20 protein-coding genes and 1 tRNA gene are annotated in these 23,111 nt (G+C 72.0%); 13 read left to right on the top strand and 8 right to left on the bottom strand.

Going from position 1 to position 23,111, the window contains the following annotated elements; all coding sequences use genetic code 11:
- Positions 1–53: 53 nt before the first annotated feature.
- Positions 54–127, bottom strand: a tRNA-Met gene (locus NFR93_RS04140).
- Between the two features lie 91 nt (positions 128–218).
- Between NFR93_RS04140 and NFR93_RS04135 the strand changes: the two genes are divergently transcribed.
- Positions 219–734, top strand: a complete 516-nt coding sequence (locus NFR93_RS04135; protein ID WP_251450252.1) for a DUF6328 family protein — start codon at positions 219–221, stop codon at positions 732–734.
- A complete protein-coding gene (locus NFR93_RS04130; protein WP_251450249.1) occupies positions 731–1,600 on the top strand; it encodes a carbon-nitrogen hydrolase family protein in 870 nt (289 codons plus the stop codon). Before NFR93_RS04135 ends, NFR93_RS04130 begins: the two co-directional genes overlap by 4 nt.
- 17 nt (positions 1,601–1,617) lie before the next feature.
- Here the strand turns inward: NFR93_RS04130 and NFR93_RS04125 are convergent, their stop codons facing one another.
- Complete coding sequence (locus NFR93_RS04125; protein WP_251450246.1) at positions 1,618–2,817, bottom strand: aminotransferase class I/II-fold pyridoxal phosphate-dependent enzyme; 1,200 nt, start codon at positions 2,815–2,817, stop codon at positions 1,618–1,620.
- Between the two features lie 137 nt (positions 2,818–2,954).
- Here NFR93_RS04125 and NFR93_RS04120 point away from each other — a divergent pair, with 137 nt between their 5' ends.
- Genes NFR93_RS04120 through NFR93_RS04110 form a run of 3 tightly spaced genes read left to right on the top strand, consistent with a single transcriptional unit; the run spans position 2,955 to position 7,240 of the window.
- Positions 2,955–4,454 carry a S1C family serine protease gene (locus tag NFR93_RS04120; RefSeq protein ID WP_251450244.1) on the top strand — a complete coding sequence of 500 codons (1,500 nt, stop codon included), beginning with the start codon at positions 2,955–2,957 and terminating at the stop codon, positions 4,452–4,454.
- Between the two features lie 45 nt (positions 4,455–4,499).
- Complete coding sequence (locus NFR93_RS04115; protein WP_251450242.1) at positions 4,500–5,777, top strand: CDP-glycerol glycerophosphotransferase family protein; 1,278 nt, start codon at positions 4,500–4,502, stop codon at positions 5,775–5,777.
- Positions 5,774–7,240 carry a CDP-glycerol glycerophosphotransferase family protein gene (locus tag NFR93_RS04110; RefSeq protein WP_251450239.1) on the top strand — a complete coding sequence of 489 codons (1,467 nt, stop codon included), beginning with the start codon at positions 5,774–5,776 and terminating at the stop codon, positions 7,238–7,240. Before NFR93_RS04115 ends, NFR93_RS04110 begins: the two co-directional genes overlap by 4 nt.
- A 24-nt stretch (positions 7,241–7,264) precedes the next feature.
- Here NFR93_RS04110 and NFR93_RS04105 read toward each other — a convergent pair whose 3' ends face one another.
- Positions 7,265–8,371, bottom strand: coding sequence for a glycosyltransferase family 2 protein (locus NFR93_RS04105; RefSeq protein ID WP_251450237.1), 1,107 nt, complete (start codon positions 8,369–8,371; stop codon positions 7,265–7,267).
- A 30-nt stretch (positions 8,372–8,401) separates the two neighbouring features.
- On the opposite strand from NFR93_RS04105, the gene NFR93_RS04100 reads away from it, so the two are divergent.
- On the top strand, positions 8,402–9,685 hold the full coding sequence (locus tag NFR93_RS04100) for a CDP-glycerol glycerophosphotransferase family protein (protein WP_251450236.1): 1,284 nt from the start codon (positions 8,402–8,404) through the stop codon (positions 9,683–9,685).
- 15 nt (positions 9,686–9,700) lie between these two features.
- On the opposite strand, the gene NFR93_RS04095 is transcribed toward NFR93_RS04100, so the two are convergent.
- The 3 genes from NFR93_RS04095 to NFR93_RS04085 all read right to left on the bottom strand — a co-directional run bounded on the left by NFR93_RS04095 (position 9,701) and on the right by NFR93_RS04085 (position 12,812).
- Complete coding sequence (locus NFR93_RS04095; protein WP_251450234.1) at positions 9,701–11,071, bottom strand: maltokinase N-terminal cap-like domain-containing protein; 1,371 nt, start codon at positions 11,069–11,071, stop codon at positions 9,701–9,703.
- Positions 11,072–11,159: 88 nt separating this feature from the next.
- Positions 11,160–12,068 carry a hypothetical protein gene (locus NFR93_RS04090; protein WP_251450232.1) on the bottom strand — a complete coding sequence of 303 codons (909 nt, stop codon included), beginning with the start codon at positions 12,066–12,068 and terminating at the stop codon, positions 11,160–11,162.
- Between the two features lie 51 nt (positions 12,069–12,119).
- Positions 12,120–12,812 (bottom strand): phosphocholine cytidylyltransferase family protein, encoded by a 693-nt coding sequence (locus tag NFR93_RS04085; RefSeq protein WP_251450228.1) that lies wholly within the window; start codon positions 12,810–12,812, stop codon positions 12,120–12,122.
- A 197-nt stretch (positions 12,813–13,009) separates the two neighbouring features.
- Between NFR93_RS04085 and NFR93_RS04080 the strand changes: the two genes are divergently transcribed.
- From NFR93_RS04080 to NFR93_RS04070, 3 genes are read left to right on the top strand one after another with little or no spacing between them, the layout of a single operon-like run.
- Positions 13,010–14,044, top strand: coding sequence for an ABC transporter ATP-binding protein (locus tag NFR93_RS04080; RefSeq protein WP_251450225.1), 1,035 nt, complete (start codon positions 13,010–13,012; stop codon positions 14,042–14,044).
- On the top strand, positions 14,020–15,588 hold the full coding sequence (locus tag NFR93_RS04075) for a hypothetical protein (protein ID WP_251450223.1): 1,569 nt from the start codon (positions 14,020–14,022) through the stop codon (positions 15,586–15,588). Before NFR93_RS04080 ends, NFR93_RS04075 begins: the two co-directional genes overlap by 25 nt.
- Before the next feature lie 59 nt (positions 15,589–15,647).
- Positions 15,648–15,911 (top strand): DUF3039 domain-containing protein, encoded by a 264-nt coding sequence (locus NFR93_RS04070; RefSeq protein ID WP_251450221.1) that lies wholly within the window; start codon positions 15,648–15,650, stop codon positions 15,909–15,911.
- 35 nt (positions 15,912–15,946) lie between these two features.
- On the opposite strand, the gene NFR93_RS04065 is transcribed toward NFR93_RS04070, so the two are convergent.
- The gene (locus NFR93_RS04065) at positions 15,947–17,275 is read right to left on the bottom strand and encodes a nicotinate phosphoribosyltransferase (protein WP_251450219.1); all 1,329 of its coding nucleotides are present in this window, start codon (positions 17,273–17,275) and stop codon (positions 15,947–15,949) included.
- 40 nt (positions 17,276–17,315) lie between these two features.
- On the opposite strand from NFR93_RS04065, the gene murI reads away from it, so the two are divergent.
- From murI to NFR93_RS04045, 4 genes are read left to right on the top strand one after another with little or no spacing between them, the layout of a single operon-like run.
- Positions 17,316–18,158, top strand: coding sequence for a glutamate racemase (gene murI, locus NFR93_RS04060; protein ID WP_251450217.1), 843 nt, complete (start codon positions 17,316–17,318; stop codon positions 18,156–18,158).
- A gap of 27 nt (positions 18,159–18,185) precedes the next feature.
- On the top strand, positions 18,186–18,929 hold the full coding sequence (gene rph / locus NFR93_RS04055; protein ID WP_251450214.1) for a ribonuclease PH: 744 nt from the start codon (positions 18,186–18,188) through the stop codon (positions 18,927–18,929).
- A 32-nt stretch (positions 18,930–18,961) separates the two neighbouring features.
- Positions 18,962–19,564 carry an RdgB/HAM1 family non-canonical purine NTP pyrophosphatase gene (rdgB, locus tag NFR93_RS04050; protein ID WP_251451472.1) on the top strand — a complete coding sequence of 201 codons (603 nt, stop codon included), beginning with the start codon at positions 18,962–18,964 and terminating at the stop codon, positions 19,562–19,564.
- A 16-nt stretch (positions 19,565–19,580) separates the two neighbouring features.
- Complete coding sequence (locus tag NFR93_RS04045; protein WP_251450211.1) at positions 19,581–20,492, top strand: cation diffusion facilitator family transporter; 912 nt, start codon at positions 19,581–19,583, stop codon at positions 20,490–20,492.
- 12 nt (positions 20,493–20,504) lie between these two features.
- Here NFR93_RS04045 and NFR93_RS04040 read toward each other — a convergent pair whose 3' ends face one another.
- The gene (locus NFR93_RS04040; protein WP_251450209.1) at positions 20,505–23,090 is read right to left on the bottom strand and encodes an ATP-dependent DNA ligase; all 2,586 of its coding nucleotides are present in this window, start codon (positions 23,088–23,090) and stop codon (positions 20,505–20,507) included.
- Between the last annotated feature and the right edge of the window lie 21 nt (positions 23,091–23,111).

The raw sequence follows: 23,111 nt of genomic DNA, 5'->3' as shown, positions 1-23,111 counted from the left end.
CTCTGATCGGGGAAAAGAAGAAGGCGCCCCCGGAGGGGCGCCTTCTTCATCTGTTGCGGGGACAGGATTTGAACCTGCGACCTCTGGGTTATGAGCCCAGCGAGCTACCGAACTGCTCCACCCCGCGGCACAAGAGGAAAGCCTAGCACGGGTTCGCGGGGTCCGCGAATCGGGGTCGGTCCTTGCCGCTGCGAGCGCGGGAGCGGGAGGATGTGCACATGGATTCACCCCGCCGTTCCGGCCGCAGCCAAGACCCCGCGAAGGGTCGCGACGAGACCCCGGAGGAGCGCGCCGACCGCAACTGGAGCGAGGTGCTGCAGGAGCTTCGCGTCCTTCAGACGGGCACGCAGATCCTCACCGGCTTCCTGCTCGCCCTCGCGTTCCAGCCGGCGTTCTCGGATCTCAACGACAGCCAGCGCTTCGTCTACCTCGTCCTGGTCGTCCTCTCGGCGCTGAGCGCCGTCATCGCCCTCGCACCGGTGGCGCTTCACCGCGTGCTGTTCCGCCAGCGCGCGAAGCTCCAGGTGGTCGCCTATGGGCACGCGGCTCTGATGACCGCCCTGCTGACGGTCTCGCTCCTGCTGGTGGGGGTGGTCGCCTTCGTCTTCGACGTCGTCGTCGGCGACGCGGCGGCCTGGACGGCGCTGGGCGCGCTGGCCGTCGTGATCGTCATCGCGTGGATCGTCGCGCCCTACGTGGTGCGGATGAAGCTGCGCGCCAAGGACGGATCGTGACGGGACCGATCGCGGGGGAGCGTCCGGCGGACGCGTCGCTCCCGGTCGCCGTGGCGCAGTTCTCGCCCGCGGCCGATGCGGCTGCCAATCTGCAGACGATCACCGCGCTCGTGACCACGGCCGTCTCGCGCGGCGCGCGCCTGGTGGTGCTGCCCGAATACTCCAGCTTCTTCATCGACCCGTTCGACTCCTCCCTCGCCGAGAACGCCGAGCCGCTCGACGGGCCCTTCGTCCAGGCGCTCACCGCCCTGGCGAGAGAGCACGACATCGTCGTCGTCGCGGGCCTGGTGGAACGGGCTGGGGACGACCGGCGCGTGCGCAACACGGTTGTGGCGGTGGGGTCGGACGGGCTCGTGGCGACCTACCGCAAGCTCCACCTCTACGACGCGTTCGGTCAGCGGGAGTCCGACTGGATCGAGGCGGGCGAGCTGGTCCCGCCGCAGGTGTTCTCCCACGGCGGCCTGCGCTTCGGGTTGATGACCTGTTACGACCTGCGGTTCCCCGAGGTCGCGCGCACCCTGGTGGATGCCGGTGCGGACGCGATCCTCGTCCCCGCCGAGTGGGTGCGCGGCCCGCTCAAGGAGCATCACTGGCGCACGCTCCTGCACGCCCGGGCGATCGAGAACACGGTGTTCGTCGCCGCGGCCGACCACCCGCCGCCGCTCGGAGTGGGTGCGTCGATGATCGTCGACCCGCAGGGCGTCGAGATCGCCGCCGTCGGCACCGCCACCGATGTCGCCGTCGCCCATCTCGACCTCGATGCCGTGGAGCGGGTGCGCCGGGTCAATCCCGCCCTGCGGCTGCGGCGATTCCGGGTCGTGGCGGCCGACGGAATCCCGGCGCCGCTGGACTCCGGCTCCGCCTGACCTCTGTCGGCGCGATGTCAGGCCAGCGCCGACAGCCGGCGCGAAGCCTCTTCGAGGACGTCGACGCGCTTGCAGGCGGCGAAGCGCACCAGCGTGGCGTAGTCGCTCCGACGCTGCGGCGACGTGAACGCGGTCAGAGGCACGGCCACCACCCCCGCCCGGTCCGGGAGCTCACGGCAGAAGGCGTGCGCGTCCACCGCGCCGACAGCGGCGGCATCCGCGACGGTGAAGTACGAACCCGCCGGTGTCGAGACGGCGAAGCCGGCGGCTCGCAGGCCGTCGCCGAGCACGTCCCGCTTGTGCCGGAGCGCGCTTGCCGCGCCCGCGAAGAAGCCGTCGTCGAGCCCCAGCCCCACGGCGATGGCCGGCTGGAAGGGGCTCCCATTGACGTAGGTGAGGAACTGCTTGACCGCGAGGACGGCGTCCACGAGGTCCGCCGGTCCGGTGACCCAGCCGATCTTCCACCCCGTCGTGGAGAAGGTCTTCCCCGCCGACGAGATGCTGAGCGTGCGGTCCGCCGCGCCGGGGAGTGTGGCGATCGGCACGTGCCGATCGCCGAAGACCAGGTGCTCGTAGACCTCGTCGGTGACGATGATCGCGTCGTGCCTGTCGGCGAGCCGGACGATCTCGTCGCGGACCTCTGCGGCGAACACGGTCCCGGTGGGATTGTGCGGGTCATTCACGAGGATCACGCGCGTGCGGTCCGACACGGCAGCGGCGAGCTCCTCGAGGTCGGGCTGGAAGTCCGGCCAGCGCAGGGGCACCGTCACCAGGCGTGCCCCGGCGAGGGCGACCAGCGCCGCGTACGCGTCGTAGTGCGGCTCGAAGACGACGACCTCGTCGTCGGGGCCGTCGACCAGGGCCAGCAGCGTCGCCGCGAGCGCCTCGGTCGCGCCCGCCGTCACGAGGACGTCGGTCTCGGGGTCCGGGCGCAGGTCGTAGAAGCGACGCTGGTGGGCGGCGATCGCTTCGCGCAGGGCGGGGATGCCGCGGCCGGGCGGATACTGGTTCGCGCCGCTCGCGATAGCCTCGCGCGCAGCCTCGAGCACCGCGGCGGGCCCGTCCTCGTCCGGAAAGCCCTGGCCGAGGTTGATCGCGCCGGTCCGGGCCGCGAGGGCCGACATCTCGGCGAAGATGGTGGGGTGGATGGTGCCGTCCGGACCGATGAGCCCGGCGCCCGCGGCAGTGCGGTGCCATGCTCCGGAGATGTGTCGCATGCGGCCGAGACTACGCCGAACCGATCACATAGGCCGGTCCCATCCCCGGCATAAGAAACGCACAGCTACCGCCGCCACAGTGGTACCGGACAGTAGTCAACGACAGCGGACAGCGGTCGGCAGAAGGAGCAGCATCCATGAGCGACACCTCGGGCACGCGCCCTGAAGATCAGCACCCCGGCGAATCGGCGGACGCCCCGGCGACCGCGTCGCCCGCGGGAGGAGCGTCCACCCCGCCCGTCCCGCCCACCCCACCGTCGACCGGAGCGTGGCCCGCCCCGCCGACGACCCCTGCTGCGGCCGCCGCTGAGCGGCCCGCGCCGCCGCACGGCTACCCGGCAGGCGCGTCGTACGCCCCGCCCCCCGGATACCCGCAGCCGCCCCCCCCGCTTCCCTCGGGTCCCGTGGCGACCGCCGAGCGCGAACCCGAATCCAGACGCGGCTCGGGCGCCGGGCGCGTCGCCGGCCTCATCGTCGCCGCCGCCCTCGTCGGGGGCGCTGCGGGTCTGGGCGGAGCGTACGCCGGGGTGAGTCTGTTCGCCCCCGAGAGCGTGAGCCCTGCCGCGGGCCCCTCGACCGTCACGGTCAACGACGACGGGTCGGTCAACCAGACCACGGCGATCGCCGCCAAGGTCGTGCCGAGCGTCGTCACCATCAGCGCGTCCGGCGGCAGCGGCAGCGGGACCGGGTCGGGCGTCGTGCTCACCAGCGACGGCTACGTCGTGACCAACACGCACGTCGTCACCCTCGACGGCGCCACCGGCAGCGCCGCGATCCGGGTGACCACCTCGGACGGCCGGGTCTACGACGCGGACGTCGTCGGCACCGACCCGACGTACGACCTCGCCGTCATCAAGCTGCAGGATGCCGAAGGGCTGACTCCCGTCGATTTCGGAGATTCCTCCGCGCTGAACGTCGGCGACGAGACGATCGCCGTGGGCGCGCCGCTCGGCCTGTCGAACACCGTCACCACCGGGATCGTCTCCGCCCTCAATCGCTCCATCGAGATCGCATCGGCCGCCGCCCCCGACACGGGCGAGGGTGAGGGTGAGGACGGCGAGTCCGGCGAGCAGGGCGAGTCGCCGTTCTTCTTCGACTTCGGTCAGGGCGAGATGGGCGCGCAGACGTCGGAGTCGATCAAGATCGCCGTCATCCAGACCGACGCCGCGATCAACCCCGGCAACTCCGGCGGCGCGCTCGTGGATGCAGACGGCGCGCTCATCGGCATCAACGTCGCGATCGCCTCAGCCGGCGGCGCATCGGGTCAGGCCGGCTCGATCGGCGTGGGCTTCGCGATCCCGTCGACGATCGTGCAGCGCATCACCGACGAGATCATCGAGACCGGGTCAGCGTCCCACGGCCTGCTGGGGGCGAGCGTCCAGTCCGCCGCCTTCGTGGAGGACACCGACATCACCGGGGCCTACATCGCCGAGGTCGTCGAGGGCGGTGCGGCCGCCGCGGGAGGGCTGGAGGTAGGCGACATCGTCACCGGCTTCAACGGCGTGCCGATCACCGACTCGGTCGATCTGACCGCCCAGGTGCGCGCCGCCGCAGCCGGCAGCGAGGCCACGGTGACGTACGTCCGCGACGGCCGGACCGAGACCGTGGACGTCACGCTCGGCGAGCTCACGCCGTAGTTCCGGCTCCGAAGGAGGACGCCGCCATCGCGATAGGCTCGCGTGGTGGCGTCCTTCTCGTTCGGCGCGGGCAACGCGCGGAAGATCGCCGCGATCCCGCTGTACGCGGCCGGGCGCCTCGCGACCGCCCTCATCCCGCGCTCGACCGACGAATGGGTCTTCGGCTGCGCGGTCGGCGTCGCCGACGGGGCGCTCGCCCTGTGGCGGGTGGCGGCGGCCGACGGGGTCCGGGCGGTATGGCTCGTCGCCGACGACCGTGACGCGGCGGAGGCCGCCGCGTTGGGCATCCGCGCCGTGCGGCGCTCGTCGCCCCGGGGATGGTGGCGGACCGCTCGCGCCCGCGTGGTCGTCGTCACCCACGGTCTGGGGGACGCCAACCGGTACGCCGTCCGCGGCTCCTTCCTGGTGCAGCTGTGGCACGGCATCCCGCTCAAGCGCATCGGTCTCGATTCGCCCGCCATGCTGCGCCTTCCCCGAGCGATTCAGCTCATGATCGGGGAGCGGCAGTCGACCCGGCTGGTCGCCGCGATGTACCGCAGCGCCACCCGCGGCATCCGACTCGTCCCTGCGGCCTCGCACCTCGTGCGCGGCCGGCTGGAATCCGCTTTCGCCCTGGACGACGCCCGCGTGCCGGTCACCGGCGAACCGCGCGTGGACGTGCTGTCGCAGGGGGATGCCGCGACGCGCCGTCGCAGCGCGCGGGCGTCGATCGAGGCGGCCGTCGGGGGCCTGCCCGCGGACGCGCGCCTGGTGCTGTATGCGCCGACCTGGCGGGACGGCGAGCCCGACCCCGCGGTGCCGGATGCCGCCCAGTGGCGTCGACTCGCGGAGCTGCTGGAGCAGCAGGACGCCGTCCTCCTCGTCCGCTCGCACCCGCTCGGCGCCGGGGAGTACCGCCCACCGGCGCCCACGTCACGCGTCCGGGCGATCGGCAGCGACCTGGTGCGCGACATCACGCCGACGCTGCCGGGTTTCGACGCCCTGATCACGGACTACTCCTCGCTCGCGTTCGACTCCGCGCTGGTGCCGCTGCCGGTGATCTATCTCGCCCCCGATGAAGCGGACTACACACGGCGGCGGGGCTTCTACGGCAGCTACCGCGACGTCGCCATCGCCCCGGCACGGGACTGGGACGCCGCCGCGAGCGAGCTCGAGGCCGTCCTGTCCGATCCGGCGGAGCGCGACGAGCGACTGCGACGCGCCACCGACCTGAGTGCCCGCGTGCATGCCTTCCGCGACGGGGGCAATGCGGTCCGGGTGTACCGTGCGATCCGGGCGGGCCTGTCCGGCCCGCCATCCTCGCCGCGCAAGGGAGACACATGACCGAGGCCCGCTTCGACGCCGACGACGAGCCGACGCTGACGCTGTGGGGCGATGCCCCGCAGCCGGCGTCGGTCGAGCTCGTCGGCGCGCGTGCCCGGGTGGCGGGGTCGCTCACCACCGAGGACGACGGCTCGTGGCGCGCGGTGCTGCCGCTTCGCGCGTCCCGGTGGGGCGGGCGGGTCCTGCCCCTGCCCAGCGGCGACTACGACCTCGTCTTCGCCCCCGGGGCCGGCGGCGAAGGCCCGGATGCCGCGCCGCCCGCGCCGGCGGATGTGCCGCCCGTGGTGCTGGGCGAGCTGCGGGCGGAGCTGAGCGGCGCCACCGTCCGCATCGCCCCGCCGCTGGACCCGGCCTACGACTCGCGCGACGGCCAGGCCGCGCTGGAGCGGCGGTACGCGGCGCGGTCCGCGGCGCTCGAGAACGCCGTGTTCTTCGAGAGCTTCTACGGTCGCAACGCCGGCTGCAACCCGCTCGCCATCGATCGCGAGCTCGCGCGCCGCGCACCGGGCGTCACCCGCTATTGGAGCGTCGTCGACCTCTCCGTCGAGGTCCCCGAGGGCGGCGTTGCCGTCGTCGAAGGAAGCCCGGAGTGGTGGCGCGCCCGAGGAGCGGCGCGGCTGCTCGTGGTGAACGACTGGCTGCGCCGCCGGTTCGCCCGTCGACCGGGGCAGAGAGTGCTGCAGACGTGGCACGGGACCCCGCTGAAGCGCCTCGCGCTCCACCGGCCCGGCTTCCAGCCGCGTCGGATGGCCGCGGTGATCAAGGAGTCGAGGCGCTGGGACGTGCTGCTCGCGCAGAACCCGTACGCGGCCGGCATCCTCACCCGGGCCTACGCGTTCCTGCGGCGGCCCGTCTGGGTCGAGGGCTATCCGCGCAACGACGTGCTCGTGAACGGCGACGGAGCGCCGGTGCGCGAGGCCCTCGGCATCGCCCCGGGGGAGCGCGTGCTGCTCTACGCCCCGACGTGGCGGGACGACCGCTCCGAGATGGTCGACTTCGTCGATCCGGCGACGCTGGCGGCGGCCGCGGACGCCGTCGTCCTCGTGCGGGGCCACTCGCGGACCCTTCAGCCGGGCCGCAACGCCGAGGGCCCGCGTGTGATCGACGTCACCGGCTTCCCCGACACCTCGCGACTGCTGCTGGTGGCCGACGCCCTGATCACGGACTACTCGTCGGTCATGTTCGACTATTCCGCGACCGGCAAGCCGATGTACTTCCTCGTGCCCGACCTCGAGCACTACCGGGGCGAGCTGCGCGGGTTCTACTTCGACCTCGCCGCTCATGCGCCGGGGCCGGTGGTGCGCACGCAGGAGGAGCTCGTCGCGGCTCTGGCCGCCGATCCCGCCGATCACGCCGCGGCGTACGCCCGCTGGCGCGAGCGGTTCAACGCGCGCGACGACGGGGCGGCGTCGGCTCGCGTGGTGGCCCGCATCCTGGATCAGGGATTCGTCGACCGCGACTGACCCCGACCGACCCCGACCGCGAGGTCACGGCAGGGGCGTGTTGCGCGTGCCCAGTCGGGACGTGTCGACGGTGCGCTCCGCGCCGCGCAGCACTCCGATGACGAATCCGGCGCCCCATGACAGGTGCATGGTGGGGAGCACGGCGCACGTCCACAGTCGGTCGCGCCACCCGCGCCCGCCGCCGGGACCGGCGGCGACCACCAGCACCAGAAAGGCGTAGGCGACGAGCGGCAGATAGACCGCGGATGCCGCAACCGCCCAGGCTCCCGAGAGGACCCCCGTGGCCTGCAGCACGGCGGTCACGACGCCGGCGATCAGCGCCAGCACGAGCAGAGGCGGCGCGAAGAAGCGCAGGGAGTTCCCCCGTCCGAGACGGCGGACCAGTTCGCCCCGCCATCGGCCGGTGGCGAAGAACTGTCGGGCCAGTCGCGGCCAGCTGTCCCGCGGCCAGTACGTCACCGACAGGGACGGGTCGAACCAGACGGAGTAGCCGGCGCGCCGGATGCGCAGATTGAGCTCCCAGTCCTCGCCGCGGCGGATGGACTCGTCGAAGAGACCGACCTCGTCGAGGATGCTGCGGTGCATGACGCCGAGGTAGGCCGATTCCGCCTCGCCGGCCTCATCGGCTCCGTGGTAGGCACCGCCGCCGAGCCCGACGGGGGAGTTGTAGGCCCTCGCGACCGCGCGCTGGAAGGGCGTGCGTCCGTCCGCGCGCATCAGCCCGCCGACGTTGGCGGCGCCGGTGCGCTCGAGGATCTGCAGGGCGCGACGGGTGTAGCCGGGCTCCAGCTCGGAATGGGCGTCGACCCGAACGATCATCGGGTGCGCCGCCGAGCGGATGGCCAGGTTGAGGCCCACCGGGATGTCGGCGGCGGGGTTGGCCACGAGCGCGATCCGCTCGTCCTCATCGGCCAGCGTGCGGGCGAGGTCGGTCGTGCCGTCCGTGGACGGGCCGAGGGCGAGGATCAGCTCCGTCGGGCCGTCGACGTCCTGCGCGAGGACCGAGGCGACGGCGGTGCGCAGGTGCTCGCGCTCGTTCAGGACCGGCATGACGAACGTCACGCCCGCGCCCGCCGGGACCGCCGGCGCACGTCGTCGCCCGCGATCCTCGTCATGCACGCGTCCGATCATGTCATGACGGGCGCTGAGTAGGCTGGAGGGATGGGCATCGTCTCGGACTCGCGCAAGGCCGTCACGCTCATCCGCAAGGCGGTGGCCAGCCGCTCGGCCGTCCGCGACGTGCGCCGGGCGCTGGCAGCCCGGCCGCCTCACCCGCCGGGCCGCTTCCGCGTCGCGGTCTATTTCGCCGACGGCGCGGTGAACATGTACCAGATGCGGCAGTGGTACAAGCCGCTCGCCGACCTGGCCGCGCGCTGGCCCGTCGTCGTGCTCAGCCGCTCGGCGATCGGCGCGCGGGCGCTCCTGGCCGACGATGCGCTGCCGGTGGCCTTCGTGCCGACGGTCCGCGATCTCGAGGCGTACCTGTCCACTCAGGACATCCGGGTCGTGCTCTACGTCAACCAGAACACCCGGAACTTCCAGATGTTCCGCTACGGGCGCCGCTGGCACGTGTTCATCAACCACGGCGAGTCCGACAAGATGTACATGACCACCAATCAGTTCAAGGCCTACGACTATGCGTTCGTCGCCGGTGATGCCGCGCGCGAGCGGCTGTCACGGGTGCTGTGGGACTACGACATCGAACGCCGCACGATCGAGATCGGCAGACCGCAGGCCGATCACTACTCCGGAGCCCTGCCGTACACGCCGGACGACCGCACCGTCGTGCTCTACGCGCCGACGTGGGAGGGGGATCGACCGAGCGCGCACTACGGTTCGATCCTGACCCACGGCGAGGCGCTCGTCGACGCGCTCGTGGCCACCGGCCGGCACCGTGTGGTCTATCGACCGCATCCCCGCTCCGGTGTGGTCGACTCCGCGTACGGCGCCGCCAACCGGAGGATCATCGCCGTGCTCGCCGCGGCCAACAGCGCAGACCCCGCCGCGCAGCATGTGTTCGACGACGGCCCCGAACTGGGGTGGCAGCTCTCGGCGGCCGATGTCGCCGTGGTCGACATCTCGGCGATGGTCTACGACCGTCTCGCTGCCGACAAGCCCCTCATGATCACGCGGCCCGTCGATCCCGCAGCCCTCATCGACACCCACGGCTATCTGTCGGCGTGCGAGTGGCTGACCGCGGCGGGAGCGCCCGGGATCGTCGGCGAGATCGACCGGGTGCTCTCGGACCCGGATGCCGTGTCCCGTCTGGCGACCTGGGTGCGCCACTACTTCGGCGACACGTCGCCCGGAGCCGCGACGGCCCGCTTCCAGGACGCCGTCGGCACGCTCATGGCCGACTGGGAGACATGGCACGCGCGGGCGGCCGCCGACGAGCCCGAGGAGCCCGACACCGACGAAGCGGAGCTGGACGACGCCGACGCGTAGGCTCGAGCCCGACGCTCAGCGGAAGCCGTCCAGACGCACCACGAGCCGCTCGATCGCCCGGAGCGGGATTGCGACCCAGGTCGGCCGGTTGCGCGCCTCGTAGATGCTCTCGTACACCGCTTTGTCGAGTTCGAGGGCCGCCAGCAGGATGCCCACGTCGTCGAGGCCCTCTCCCGAACCGGCCGCGTAGCCGCGGACGAACTCGTCCCGCGCACTGCGCGCCCACCGCAGGGGGACGTCGGGCGGTCGGTCGGGGTCGTCCAGCCGCAGCGATCCCGCGACGTAGTCGAACGAGCGCAGCATGCCCGCCACATCGCGCAGCGCCAGATCGGGCAGCACGCGCTCCCGCATCGGACGAAGGGGCTCGCCTTCGAAGTCGAGCAGCACCCACCCGCGATGGGGCACGAGGAGGACCTGGCCCAGGTGGAAGTCGCCGTGGATCCGCTGCAGCCGCGGCCACGCGAGCTGCGAGGCGGCGGCGTAGACCGTCTCGACCGCCTCTTTCAGGTCCGTGATGGCGGGCACCTCGGCGATCGCGATCGCCAGCCGGCGCGCCCAGGCCTGGACGGTCGCGTCACGATCGTCAGGGGTGGCCGCGCGCGTCGGGAAGAGCTCGGACAGCGAGCCGTGCACGTTCGCGGTGGCCTCGCCGAGCTCGAACGCCTCGCGGTCGAACGCCTCGCCGTCGGCGGCCGCGCGCAGGGCGACGCGCCATGCGTCCTCGACACCTGCGAGGAACTGCTGGGCGAAGGCGAGCGACCCCGTGATGGTGCGCGACGGATCCGACGGATGGGGCCACGTGCCCTCGAGCGCGCCGACCGCACGGGGGACGTACGGGGATCCTGCGGCTGACAGTGCGGACGACAACTCGATGTCGGGGTTCAGGCCGCCGTTGACCTGGCGGTAGATCTTGCAGATCAGCGCATCGGCGTCACCTCGGAACACGACGGAGGTGTTCGACTGCTCTCCGGTGAGCACCTGGGCCGAACGGGGGGACCCGTCGACGCGCTCACCCTCGGGATGCCCCACCGCCCGCGCCGCCGGCCCGGTGCACTCGCCGCCTTCGGTGACCAGGCGCTCGAGGGCTCGGGTGTAGGCGGGATCGAAGGGGCCGTCGATCAGGGTCGTCCCGGGCTCCGGGCTGCCGATGACATGGTCTGGGTCGGCGGTCACGGCGACGGTCTCGCGCTCGACGACGGGCACCTGGTACAGGACGGGTGGGAGGGCGCCCTCATCGACGAGAAGGTAGGTGCGCACGCGCGCTCCCGGGTCGTCGGAGGACATGTCCCACCACGCCACGAGGTGGAGGCTCGGCACGCGGCCTTTCCCGGCGTACCACCGCTGTCGCGGCATCCACGCGGCCACACACCCCAGCGTGCTGTCCATGCCAGCGAGACTATGGCCGCCGCATGCTCGTGTCGAGCACATCCTGCAAGCGTTTGCAGAGGCGTGTCCCGGCGACGACGGACGTGGCTCAGCGACCGATCGCGCGGCGAAGGGTGTCTCCGGTGCGCCGGGTTCCCCCGGCGATCGCCTCACCGGTGCGCCGCGTGCCGCCGACGATCGCCTCGCCGACACGACGGATGCCGCCGGCGGCGGCGGATTCGAGCCGCAGGGTTCCCGGGCGGGGCTCGAGATCGGCGGGTACGAGTGCCGGCGGCGGACCGAAGGCCCGGCGCGACGCGACGAGCACCCGTCGCCCGAGGATGTTGTTGCCCGCGCCGCCGACGGCCGCTCCGACACCGAAGGGCAGCGCCTTGCCCAGCCAGGAGGCGCCCCCGCGGGCGGCGAACTGGTGGATGAATGCGGACTTGAGGCGATCGACCAGCGGTCCCATCGCCGCACGGGGCAGCGTCTTGGTGACCATCTCGCCCCAGTAGGCGTCGCGCGTGGCTCCGCGTCCCGATGCCTGACGGGCGAGCTGGCCGACCAGGTCGACACCCTCCTTGCCGAGCATGAGGGTGAGGACGAGGGCACGCGCTCGATCGGGATCTCCGACGGGGATGCCGTGGACCTCGGCCACCGACTGCGCGAACAGCGTCGTGGCCTCCAGGAACCCCACCGTCTCGACGCCGCTCAGGGCCAGGGTGATGCCGGTGCCGATCCCGGGCACGACCGCGGTGGCACCCACGGCGGCGCCACCGGTCGTCACGGCCGCGAGATACCGCCGCTCCAGCATCCGGATGATCGTCGCGGCATCCGCATCGGGATGACGCAGACGGATGCTGCGCAGATGCGACAGCACGACCGGACGCTGGATCGCCAGCACCCGATCGAGCACGCGGATGATCCCCGGGTGCTCGTCGGATCCGGCAGGCGGAAGCCCGTTCTGCCACGGCGAGTCGCCGGGAAGCGAATGAATGCGGTGCACCTTGTCGGCCATCGGGCCGATCCTAGGTACGCGCGCTGGGGGAGCGCTGGGGGTTGACGAACGTCAGACGAACTGGTTCGCGCGCTCGAGATCCTCGGCGAAGTCGACCTCGACGGCGTACAGATCCGAGATGTCGAGCGGGCGGACGCGGACGCCGTCCTCGGCGATCGCGAGCTCCAGGCCACGCTCGAAGTAGTCCTGGTCGTCCACTCGGCCCAGCTGGCGGATGAAGGCCTTCTTGTCGCGGCTGGAGATGTAGTTGATCCCCACCGCCTCGCCGATCCCGCCGACGACGGTCTTCGACAGCTCCTTGATGGAGCCGTCGGCGGCGACGGTGTACTTGACCTCTTCGTCGCTGACCTTGGCGGTGTTGACCGTCACGAACGACTGGTCGCGCTCGATGAGTTCGATCGCCCGGCCGAGGACCCGCGGGTCGAACACCACGTCGCCGTTCATCCACAGCACGCCGCTGCGGCCGGTGGTGGTGAGGGCGCGAAGCAGCGACTTCGAGGTGTTGGTCTGGTCGTAGCGGTCGTTGTAGACGTAGTCCACGTCGGGGAAGGCCTCGACGATCGTCTCCGCGCGGTAGCCGACCACCGTGGTGATCTCGGCGTCGGCGCCGAAGGCTGCGCGGATGTTGTCGTGCTGCTGCTGCATGATGCTGCGGCCGTCGCCCAGCTCGGTGAGCGGTTTGGGCAGGCTGCGCCCGAGGCGCGAGCCCATTCCGGCTGCGAGAATGACGGTCTGAAGAGTCACAGTGTTGCTCCTGGAGTGCGTGGTTAAGCGTCGGTTCACCGAACGGACACTCCTTCGTGCCGGGTTCATGGTAGCGATGTCGTCTGGGAACGCGCAGGATGCTGGACCTCCGTTGCCGTTTCGTGATATTGCACCGATTGCAGCGGATCGCCACGCGGCGTTGCGGCCCCGCGCCGGGCGCTTGATACCTTGGATCGGTGACTGCGTCGCTGCCGGTGCCCCATGAGACCGATCCGGACGAACCGGGCGGCGCACTGGCGAGCCCGCGCGTCGTGCGTCTGCCTGCCCATCCGGGACCGCCGCCGCCGCTGCCGACCGACCTCGATGTGCCGCCGCGCCCGCCCCTGCCGGCGCAGCCCGCGCCTGAGGCGGAGCCCGAGTCCTTCGCACCCGCACCCGCACCCGCTTCGGAGCCGGATTCGCACGTGGGCGAGCTGCCGGACTCCTTCACGCCGCCCGCGGTGGATCTCGCCTCGCCGGTCCTCGAACTGCGCGGGGTGGCGAAGAGCTTCGGCGGCGCCCGCGCCGTGGAGGAGATGGACCTCACGGTCCCGGCAGGCACCTTCTACGGCCTCGTGGGCCCGAACGGCGCAGGCAAGACCACGACGCTGTCGATGATCGCGGGCCTGCTGCGGCCCGACCGCGGCAGCATCACCGTCGCGGGCGTGGACGCGAACGCGCGTCCGCTCGCGGCCAAACGCCTCATGGGTGTGCTGCCCGATCGGCTGCGGACCTTCGACCGGCTCACGGGGCGACAGCTGCTCTACTACTACGGCGTGCTGCGCGGGATCTCTCCGGCGGTCGTCGAGAGCCGCACGGCGGATCTCGCCCGCGCCTTCGATCTGACCGATGCGCTCGGACGCGTGGTCTCGGACTACTCCGCCGGCATGCTGAAGAAGATCATGCTCGCGGGGGCGCTCATCCACTCGCCGCGATTGCTCGTCCTCGACGAGCCGTTCGAGGCGGTCGACCCGGTGTCCAGCGCGGTGATCCTGGACATCCTCTCCACGTACGTCGCGCACGGCGGCACGGTGATCCTCTCCAGCCACGGCATGGATCTCGTGGAGCGGATGTGCTCCCGGGTCGCGGTGATCGTGGCCGGCCAGGTGCTGGCGGAGGGCACGGTCGACGAGGTGCGCGGCGAGCTCACCCTCGAGCAGCGCTTCGTCGAGCTCGCCGGCGGCCTCAGCGACGTGGAGGGCCTGGAGTGGCTGCATACGTTCTCCGACTGAGGGTCGCGCTGCTCGTCGGCGCGCTCCGCGGCGGAGCCTCGCACGTCACCCGTGTCGTCATCGGTCTCACGCTGCTGGCGATGGCTGTGGCGGCCGCGTGCTGGGCACTCCTCACGCTGCGTGAGACGACGCCGACCACGGCGCTGACCGTCACCGTGCTGGCGGGGTCGGCCGTGACCCTCGGGTTCGCGCTCGCCCCCCTGATGGGAGGCGCGACGGATCCACTGGATCCCCGCCGGTTCACCCTGCTGGGTCTTCCCGCCCGGTCACTCGCTCTGCTGCTCGTCGTCGCAGGCCTGATCAGCGTCCCCGTCGCGGCGATCATCGCTCTCGCGGTGGGCTTCGGAGCCGTCTGGGCGCGGTTCGACATCCCGGCGCTGCCGGTGACGGTGTCGGTCGTGCTCGGCATCCTCACCTGCGTCCTGCTCGCCCGGGTGTGCATGGCCCTGGCGGCGATGTTCCTCTCGGGCCGGCGATCGCGCGAGCTGTCGGGGCTCTTCGTCCTCGCCGTCATCGTCGTGGTCGTTCCGGTGGGCGTCTTCCTCTCGTCGCTGGAGTGGAACGGCGCGGTCCCCACCCAGCTCGTCGAAGCGGTGCAGGCGCTGGCGCTCACCCCGCTGGGCGCGGCGTGGGCGGTCCCGGGACTCCTCGGCACAGATCCCGATGCCGCCACGCTGTCGCTCCTCGTCGCGGCGGGCACCGTGATCTTCCTCGGCGCGGTGTGGGTGCTGCTGGTCCACCGCGTCCTCACCACGACCGAGCGCCCATCGGTGGTCCGTGAGCGGGCCGGCCTCGGATGGTTCGCCGTCGCCCCCGGCACCCCGGGGGGAGCGGTGTCGGCACGCAGCCTGCTGTACTGGTCCCGGGATCGCCGCTACATCGTCAACATCCTGATCATCCCGGTGGCCGCCGCGGTGACGATGGTTCCGCTGCTGGTGGCCGGCGTGCCCTGGGAGCTCGTCGTGCTCGTGCCCGTCCCCTTCGCCGCGCTCTTCCTCGGCTGGCTGCCGCACAACGACCTCGCCTACGACTCCACCGCCGTGTGGATGCACATCGCCAGCGGCGTCCGGGGATTCTCGGATCGCATCGGCCGGCTGGTGCCCGTGCTGCTGATCGGGATGCCGCTGCTGGCGGTCGCGATTCCCGTCGCGATCTCGCTGCACGGCCGCTGGGCGCTCCTGCCCGCCCTCACCGGAGTGTGCGTGGCGCTGTTCTTCGGGGGGCTGGGACTGTCGAGCGTCTCGTCGGCGGTCGCGCCGTACGCGGTCTCGCGTCCCGGCGAGAGCCCGTTCCAGCAGCCGCAGCGAACCACCTCGAGCGGGGCGATCGCGCAGGCGCTCGTCCTGGGCGGCGCCGCGCTGACGGCCGTTCCGGCGCTGTGGTTCAGCTGGCGCGCGCTCACCGTCGACATCACGGAGGCCGATTCGGCGCTGTGGGCCGGGCTCGCCGCCGGAGGGACGGTTCTCCTCGTCGGACTCGTCGTCGGCTCTGTCGCGTTCGAGCGCCGCGGCGGCCGTCTCATGGAGTTCGCCGAGTCCACCTGAGTCCACAGGCGCACCGTCGGCCGCCCGCCGACACCCCCCGCGGGCTACACTGTTCCCTCATGAGCACCCCCCTCGACAGCCCCGATCAGGGCGGCCTGGCCACCCTCGACCGAGAGCTCGAAGAGCTCATCCGCGAAGAGAACATCGAGCCCGGAGACCACGAGCGCTTCTCGCACTACGTCAAGAAAGAGAAGATCCTCGAGTCGGCGATCACCGGCAAGCCGGTCAGGGCACTGTGCGGCAAGAAGTGGACACCCGGGCGCGATCCCGAGAAGTTCCCCGTCTGCCCGACGTGCAAGGAGATCTACCAGTCCCTGGTGTGATCACCCGGGCCGCCGGAGGTCCCGCCTGTGCGACGTCAGTCGGCGTCGCGGAAGACGGTGGGGATGGCCGGGTCCGAGCGGCTGAGCGCGAGCGCCCGCACCGGGAGCTCTTCGCGGACGCGCGCGTGGTGTTCTCGCGCGGCCCGGACGCCGGCGGGTCCCTCCGCCGCGGCATCCGGTTCGCCGTCGACGATGAGCGGCACCTGCAGCGCACGCGCCTCCGGGAGCGCCGCCGCCGAAGCGAGCTCCTCGAACCCGTCCGAGACGATCACGAGTTCGCTCGAGGCGGTGCCGTTCTCGAGTGTGCGGAAGGCGGCCTTGCGGCCCCCTGTCGAGGCCTTGTCGGTGGACGCCTTCGCGACCCCGACCCAGCCGCCGTCTGCGCCCTGCCGTGCGACGAGCTTGTAGACCATGCCCGCCGTGGGCGAGCCCGATCCGGTGACGACGGAGGTCCCCACGCCGTACGCGTCCACGGGCGAGGCGGCCAGGGCGGCGATGGCGTATTCGTCCAGATCGCTCGTAACCGTGATGCGGGTGTCGACGGCTCCGAGCTCGTCGAGCTGACGACGGACCTCGGCCGCGACGGTCGGCAGGTCGCCGGAGTCGATCCGCACGCCGCCCAGTGACGTCCCGGCCACGCGCACCGCCGTCTCGACGCCGGTGCTGATGTCGTATGTGTCCACCAGCAGCGTCGTGCCCGCGCCGAGCGCGGCGACCTGGGCGCGGAAGGCATCCTCTTCGCTGTCGTGCAGCAAGGTCCAGGAGTGCGCGGCCGTGCCCATCGTCGGGATTCCCCACGCACGACCCGCTTCGAGATTGCTCGTGGCGGTGAAGCCGGCGATGAAGGCGGCGCGCGCCGCGGCCACCGCGGAGGCTTCGCCGGCGCGTCGCGAGCCCATCTCGGACAGGGGGCGTTCCCCGGCGGCGATGCTCATGCGCGCGGCCGCGGTGGCGACCGCGGAATCGTGGTTGAGCACGCTGAGGGCGAGCGTCTCGAGGACGACCGCCTCGGCGAAGGTGCCCTCGACCGTCAGGATCGGCGAACCGGGGAAGTACAGCTCGCCCTCGCGATAGCCGGTGATCGAGCCGGTGAAGCGGTAGCCCTCGAGGAAGTCCAGGGTGGGGGCGTCCACCACCTTCTCGTCGCGCAGGAATCGCAGTTCGTCGTCGCCGAAACGGAAGTCGCGCAGCAGCTGCAGCAGGCGGCCGGTGCCGGCGACCACGCCGAAGCGCCGCGCGCCCGGCAGGCGGCGGCCGAACAGCTCGAAGACGCAGCGTCGGTGCGCCGTGCCGTCGCGCAGGGCGGCGTCGAGCATCGTCAGCTCGTAGCGATCGGTCAGCAGGGCCGTGCTCGGCGAGGTCATGCCGAAAGCCTAGCCAGGGCGTGGCGTAGGCTCGATCATCGTGACTTCCGGGCAGGCTCGGGGCGGCGGCGACGCCCCCATCGGCATCTTCGACTCGGGCGTCGGCGGACTCACCGTGGCGCGCGCGGTGTCGGCGATGCTCCCGCGCGAATCGATCCTCTACATCGGCGACACCGCCCGCTCTCCGTACGGGCCGAAGCCCATCGCCGACGTCCGCCGCTACGCGCTCGAAGTGCTCGACACGCTCGTGGACGAGGGCGTGAAGATGCTGGTCATCGCGTGCAACACCGCGTCGGCGGCGATGCTCCGCGACGCGCGCGAACGCTACGACGTGCCGGTGGTCGAAGTCATCGGACCCGCGGTGCGCACCGCGATGTCGACGACGCGCAACGGCCGCATCGGGGTCATCGGCACCGAGGGGACCATCGGATCGGGCGCCTATCAGGACATGCTCGAGGTGAACGAGCGGCTGACGGTCTTCGCCCGCGCCTGCCCGCGCTTCGTGGAGTTCGTCGAGCGCGGGGTCACCGACACCCCCGAGGTGCTCGCCGTGGCGGAGGAGTACCTCGCCCCGCTTCGTGACGCCGGCGTCGACACGCTCGTGCTGGGCTGCACGCACTACCCCTTCCTCGAGGGCGCCATCAGCTACGTCATGGGTCCCGACGTCAGCCTCGTGTCCAGCGACACCGAGACGGCCAAGGACGTCTACCGCCAGCTGGTGTCCCGCGACCTGCTCGCCGGACACGGGGCCGTCCCCACCCACGTGTACGAGGCCACGGGCGCATCCGCCGACGACTTCCTCGACCTCGCCCATCGCCTCATGGGCCGCGAGGTCAGCACCGTCCGCCTGGTGCAGACCGGCGCCATCGACCTTCCCCGCTGAGCACCCGCTTCTTCCGACAGGAGAGACATGTCCGACATCACCCGCGCCGACGGGCGCGCCACCGACGACCTGCGCACCATCACGATCGAGCGGGGTTGGAGCGCCCACGCCGAGGGGTCGGCGCTCGTGTCGTTCGGGGGGACCAAGGTGCTGTGCACGGCATCCTTCACCAATGGTGTGCCCCGCTGGCTGACCGGCAAGGGGAAGGGCTGGGTCACGGCCGAGTATGCGATGCTCCCGCGCGCCACCAACTCCCGGAACGACCGCGAGAGCGTGAAGGGCCGCATCGGCGGCAGGACGCACGAGATCTCGCGCCTGATCGGACGCGCGCTGCGCGCGGTCGTGGACACGAAGGCGCTCGGTGAGAACACCATCGTGATCGACTGCGACGTGCTTCAGGCCGACGGCGGCACCCGCACCGCGGCGATCACCGGCGCGTACGTCGCCCTCGCCGACGCCGTCGAGTGGGGACGGATGAAGAAGTTCATCGGGCAGAAGTCCGAGGTGCTCTTCGACTCGGTGGCCGCCGTCTCGGTGGGCATCATCGACGGCGAGCCCATGCTCGACCTGGCCTACGTCGAGGACGTGCGCGCCGAGACCGACATGAACATCGTCGTCACCGGCCGCGGGCTGTTCGTCGAGGTGCAGGGCACCGCCGAGGGCGCGCCGTTCGACAAGCGCGAACTCGACGCGCTGCTCGAGCTCGGCGTCGCGGGATGCGCGTCGCTGCGCGAGCACCAGCTGGCAGCCCTCGCGGCCACGGGGGAGTGAGCGTGGCAGCAGCAGACGCGCCGTCGGGCGAGATCCGCCAGGTCGTCCTCGCCACTCACAACCCCCACAAGGTGACGGAGTTCCAGGCCATCGTCGCCGCCACGCGGCCCGACCTGCAGGTCGTGGCGTACGACGGGCCCGAACCCGTCGAGGACGGCATCACCTTCGCCGAGAACGCGCTCATCAAGGCGCGCGCCGCCGCCGCGCACACGGGTCTTCCGGCGCTCGCCGACGACTCCGGCATCTGTGTGGACGTGCTGGGCGGGTCCCCCGGTGTCTTCTCGGCCTACTGGGCCGGGCACGCGAAGGACGCCGCGGCGAATCTCGCGCTGCTGCTCGATCAGCTCTCGGATGTCGGCGACGGGCTCCGCACCGCGCAGTTCGTCTCGACGATCGCGCTCGTCGTGTCCGGCGACGCGTCGCGCGAGGAGGTCGTGGAGGGCGTGTGGCCCGGCCGCCTGGCCACCGCGCCCGCAGGCGCAGGCGGGTTCGGCTACGACCCGATCTTCATCCCCGACGCCCAGCCCGACGGTGCGGCGCGCACGGTCGCGGAGTTCTCGGCGGCCGAGAAGAACGCCCTCTCCCATCGGGCGCGCGCGTTCGAGGCGCTGACGCCACTGCTGGAGCGGCTGTAGGTCCTACCCTGGTCGCATGCACGACCACGCATCGCCGGGCATCCGCGGCGCCGACAACCGGCGCCTGCTGAGCGTGTCGCTCGCCATCACCGCGGTGGTGATGGTCGTGCAGGTCGTCGGTGCGGTGCTGTCGGGGTCGCTGGCACTGCTGGCCGACGCCGCCCACATGTTCACCGATGCCGCAGCGCTCGTGGTCGCCCTGGTCGCCAGCGTCGTGGCAGCCCGCCCCGCGACCGAGCGGTCGACGTTCGGGTACCAGCGCGCGGAGGTGCTGGGGGCGCTCATCAACGCGATCGTCCTCATCGCCCTGTCGGTCTGGGTGGCGACCGAGGGAGTCCGGCGGCTGCTCGGCCCGGCCGAGACGGACGTGGCCGGCGGACTGATGCTCGTCGTGGCGATCATCGGACTTCTCGCCAACGCCGCCGCCATGTGGCTGCTGAGCGGGGCGCAGCGCCGCAGCATGAACGTCCGCGGCGCCTACCTGGAGGTGATGGGCGACCTCCTCGGCTCCGTCGCGGTGATCGTGGCGGCGGTCGTCATCATCGCGACCGGATGGGTGCAGGCGGACGCCGTGGCATCGCTCCTCATCGCCGCCATGATCGTGCCTCGAGCGGTCTCGCTGCTGCGCGAGGTCGTCTCGGTCCTGACCGAGTCCGCGCCCCAGGGCACCCACGTCCGTGAGATCCGCGAGCACATCCTCGCCACCCCGGGCGTCGTCGACGCGCACGACATCCACGTGTGGCAGCTCACCCGCGGCGCCCCGGTGTTCACCGCCCACGTCGTCGTGGACGACGCGGCCCTGGCCGACGGGTGCGCGCCCGGCATCCTGAGTCGTCTTCAGGGATGCCTGTCCGACCACTTCGACGTCGAGCACTCCACGTTCCAGCTCGAGCCGGCCGGACACGTCGAGCACGACGCGCACGCCTGAGTCCCTGACGGCTCAGGACTCCCGACGGACCTCGCCCGGCGACTTGTCGGGGCGCAGCCCCCGCCAGCGGGCGTGCCGCAGGATGCCGCCGGGGGTGAACTCCGCGAACTCGACCTCGCCCACGAGGTCGGGCCGCACCCAGAGCGCGTCACGGGCATCCGCGGCCGGCACGCCCTGCACCGTCGTCGTATCGACACGAAGCGGAGTCAGCTGCCGCATCAGTGCCGCGAGGGCGCGATCGCTGAAGCCCGAGCCCACCCGTCCGGCGTAGCGCAGCCCGTCCTCGTCCGGGACCGCGAGCAGCAGCGAGCCGAACGTGCCGGCACGGCCTCCCTTGCCCGGCCGGATGCCGGCGATGACGACCTCCTGCGTGCGGGTGTGCTTGACCTTGAGCCACGACTCGGAGCGTGTCCCGCGGCGATAGCGGGATGCGGGGTCCTTGACGACGACGCCCTCCAGCCGGAGACGCTCACTGGCGTCCAGGGCGGCATCCACGTCGTCGAACACCGGCGGCACCGAGATGGGCTCGGCGGCACCGGCGGCGACCTGCTCCAGCAGTCGGCGCCGATCTCGCAGCGGCATCGAGGTCACGTCGGATCCGCCCGCCGACAGCACATCGAACAGGTAGTACCGCACCGGGATGCGCCGAGCCTCGCGCGCGATCTCCGCGGGCCGCTCGAGGTTCATGCGGGATTGCAGCAGGGAGAAGCTCGGCCGGCCGTCGGGCTCGAGCGCGACCAGCTCGCCGTCGACGATGGCCGGCTCGTCGCCGAATCCGGCGTCGACGTCGGTGAGCTCGGTGTAGCGGTGGGTGACCTCGTTGCCGCTTCGGGCGTAGAGCCGGAGCCGAGCGCCGTCCCACACGCCGAGCGCGCGGATGCCGTCCCACTTTCCCTCGACCCATGCGCCCGACTCGGCATCGGACGCGCTCCAGCGCGCGGCGGCGCGACGGGCCTCGGCCGGGGTGGCCGTGGTGGCGAGCATCGGCCGCAGCTCCGGGGGCGAGACGGCGGACGAGGGATCGGCGGGCGAGGGCTCGGCGTACGAGGGTGCGGCGGACGAGGGTGCGGCGGACGAGGGTGCGGCGTACGAGGGTGCGGCGGACGAGGGTGCGGCGGGCGAGGGCGTGTCACGGTCGGCTTGGGGGCTCGGCTCCACCGGGTCGCCGTCGGCCTGGGGCCGGCCCGCGGCATCCGTCTTCATCCGGTGCAGGAGCCACGAGGACTTCTCGCCCTCGCCCTCCGTGCGGATGAGCGCCACCCGCACGCGCCCGAGCGGCCCGCCCGGACGCCCCTCGAGCGTCACGATGACTTCGTCGTCGCGCCACTTCTCCAGGTCGTAGCGTCCGTCGTCCCAGATGGTCACGGTGCCCCCGCCGTACTCGCCGGCGGGGATCGTGCCCTCGAACGAGGCGTAGTCCATGGGGTGGTCCTCGGTCATGATCGCGAGGCTGTTCCGCGTGGTGGTGTGCGGCACACCGCGCGGGACGGCCCAGCTCACCAGCACGCCGTCGTGCTCGAGCCGGAAGTCCCAGTGCAGGCGCGAGGCGTGATGCTCCTGGATGACGAAGATCGGCTTGTCGTGGTGAGGCGACGCGCCCAGCGGGTTCGCGGGCACCGGCTCGGGGGTCCGCGCCGCCGATCGCTTGGCGATGTAGGCCGCGAGGGGGCCCGCCTCGGCTTCCCGCGCCCCGGCGTGGAACCCCAGTGCCGCCATGGGGTCGCCCTCGGGCGGTCGCTGGAGAACCTCCTCGAAGGTGAGGTGGCGCAGGCCGGGGTCGTCGAGTTCGGCCCACTCGCGCGGCGCGGCGACGGTGGGGTGCGCGCGTCCGCGGAGCGAGTACGGCGCGATCGTGGTCTTGGCGCCGTTGTTCTGACTCCAGTCGATGAGCACCCGGCCCTCGCGCTCGGTCTTCTTCATCGAGCTGACGACGAGGTCGGGGTGGTCGCCCTCGATGGCGCGGGCGAGCTCTTTCGCCAGAGCCGAGGCCTGCTCGCTCGTGTGCCCGGGTGGCAGGGCGGCGTACAGGTGGATGCCCTTGCTTCCGCTGGTCACCGGGTAGGGCTCCAGGCCCATGCCGGTGAGGATCGTGCGGGCCCAGCCGGCGACGACCGCGCATTCGGCGAGACCGGTGCCAGGGCCGGGGTCGAGATCGAGCACGAGCCGGTCGGCGAAGCCGCGCTCGCCCTCCGGGGTGAACCGCCACTGCGGGACGTGGAGTTCCAGGCTGGCCACCTGCGCCAGGTACACGAGGGTCGGGACGTCCGCCACCAGCGGGTAGTGCTTCGTGCCGCTGGAGTGGGGGATCGGCATCCGCGTCACCCACGACGGCGCGCCCGCCTCGAGGTCCTTCGCGAAGAAGACCGGCTCGGGATGCTCGTCGGTCCCCACGCCCTCGACCCACCGCTTGCGCGTCACGGGCCGCCCGATGACGTGGGGGATGAGCAGCGGCGCGATGCGGGTGTAGTAGTCGATCACCTCGCCCTTGGTGGTGCCCGTCTCGGGATACATCACCTTGTCGAGGTTGGTCACGCGCAGGCGTCTGCCGCCGATGCTGACGAGGTGCTCGGCCGCACCCTTCCCCCGTGTCTGGGCCATCGGTCCATCCTGCCGTGCCGG

Source organism: Microbacterium sp. Marseille-Q6648 (genome assembly GCF_943181415.1).
Taxonomy (GTDB): Bacteria; Actinomycetota; Actinomycetes; order Actinomycetales; family Microbacteriaceae; genus Microbacterium.
Note: the sequence above shows the minus strand (reverse complement) of the source record. Positions and strands in the feature narration are given on the sequence as shown.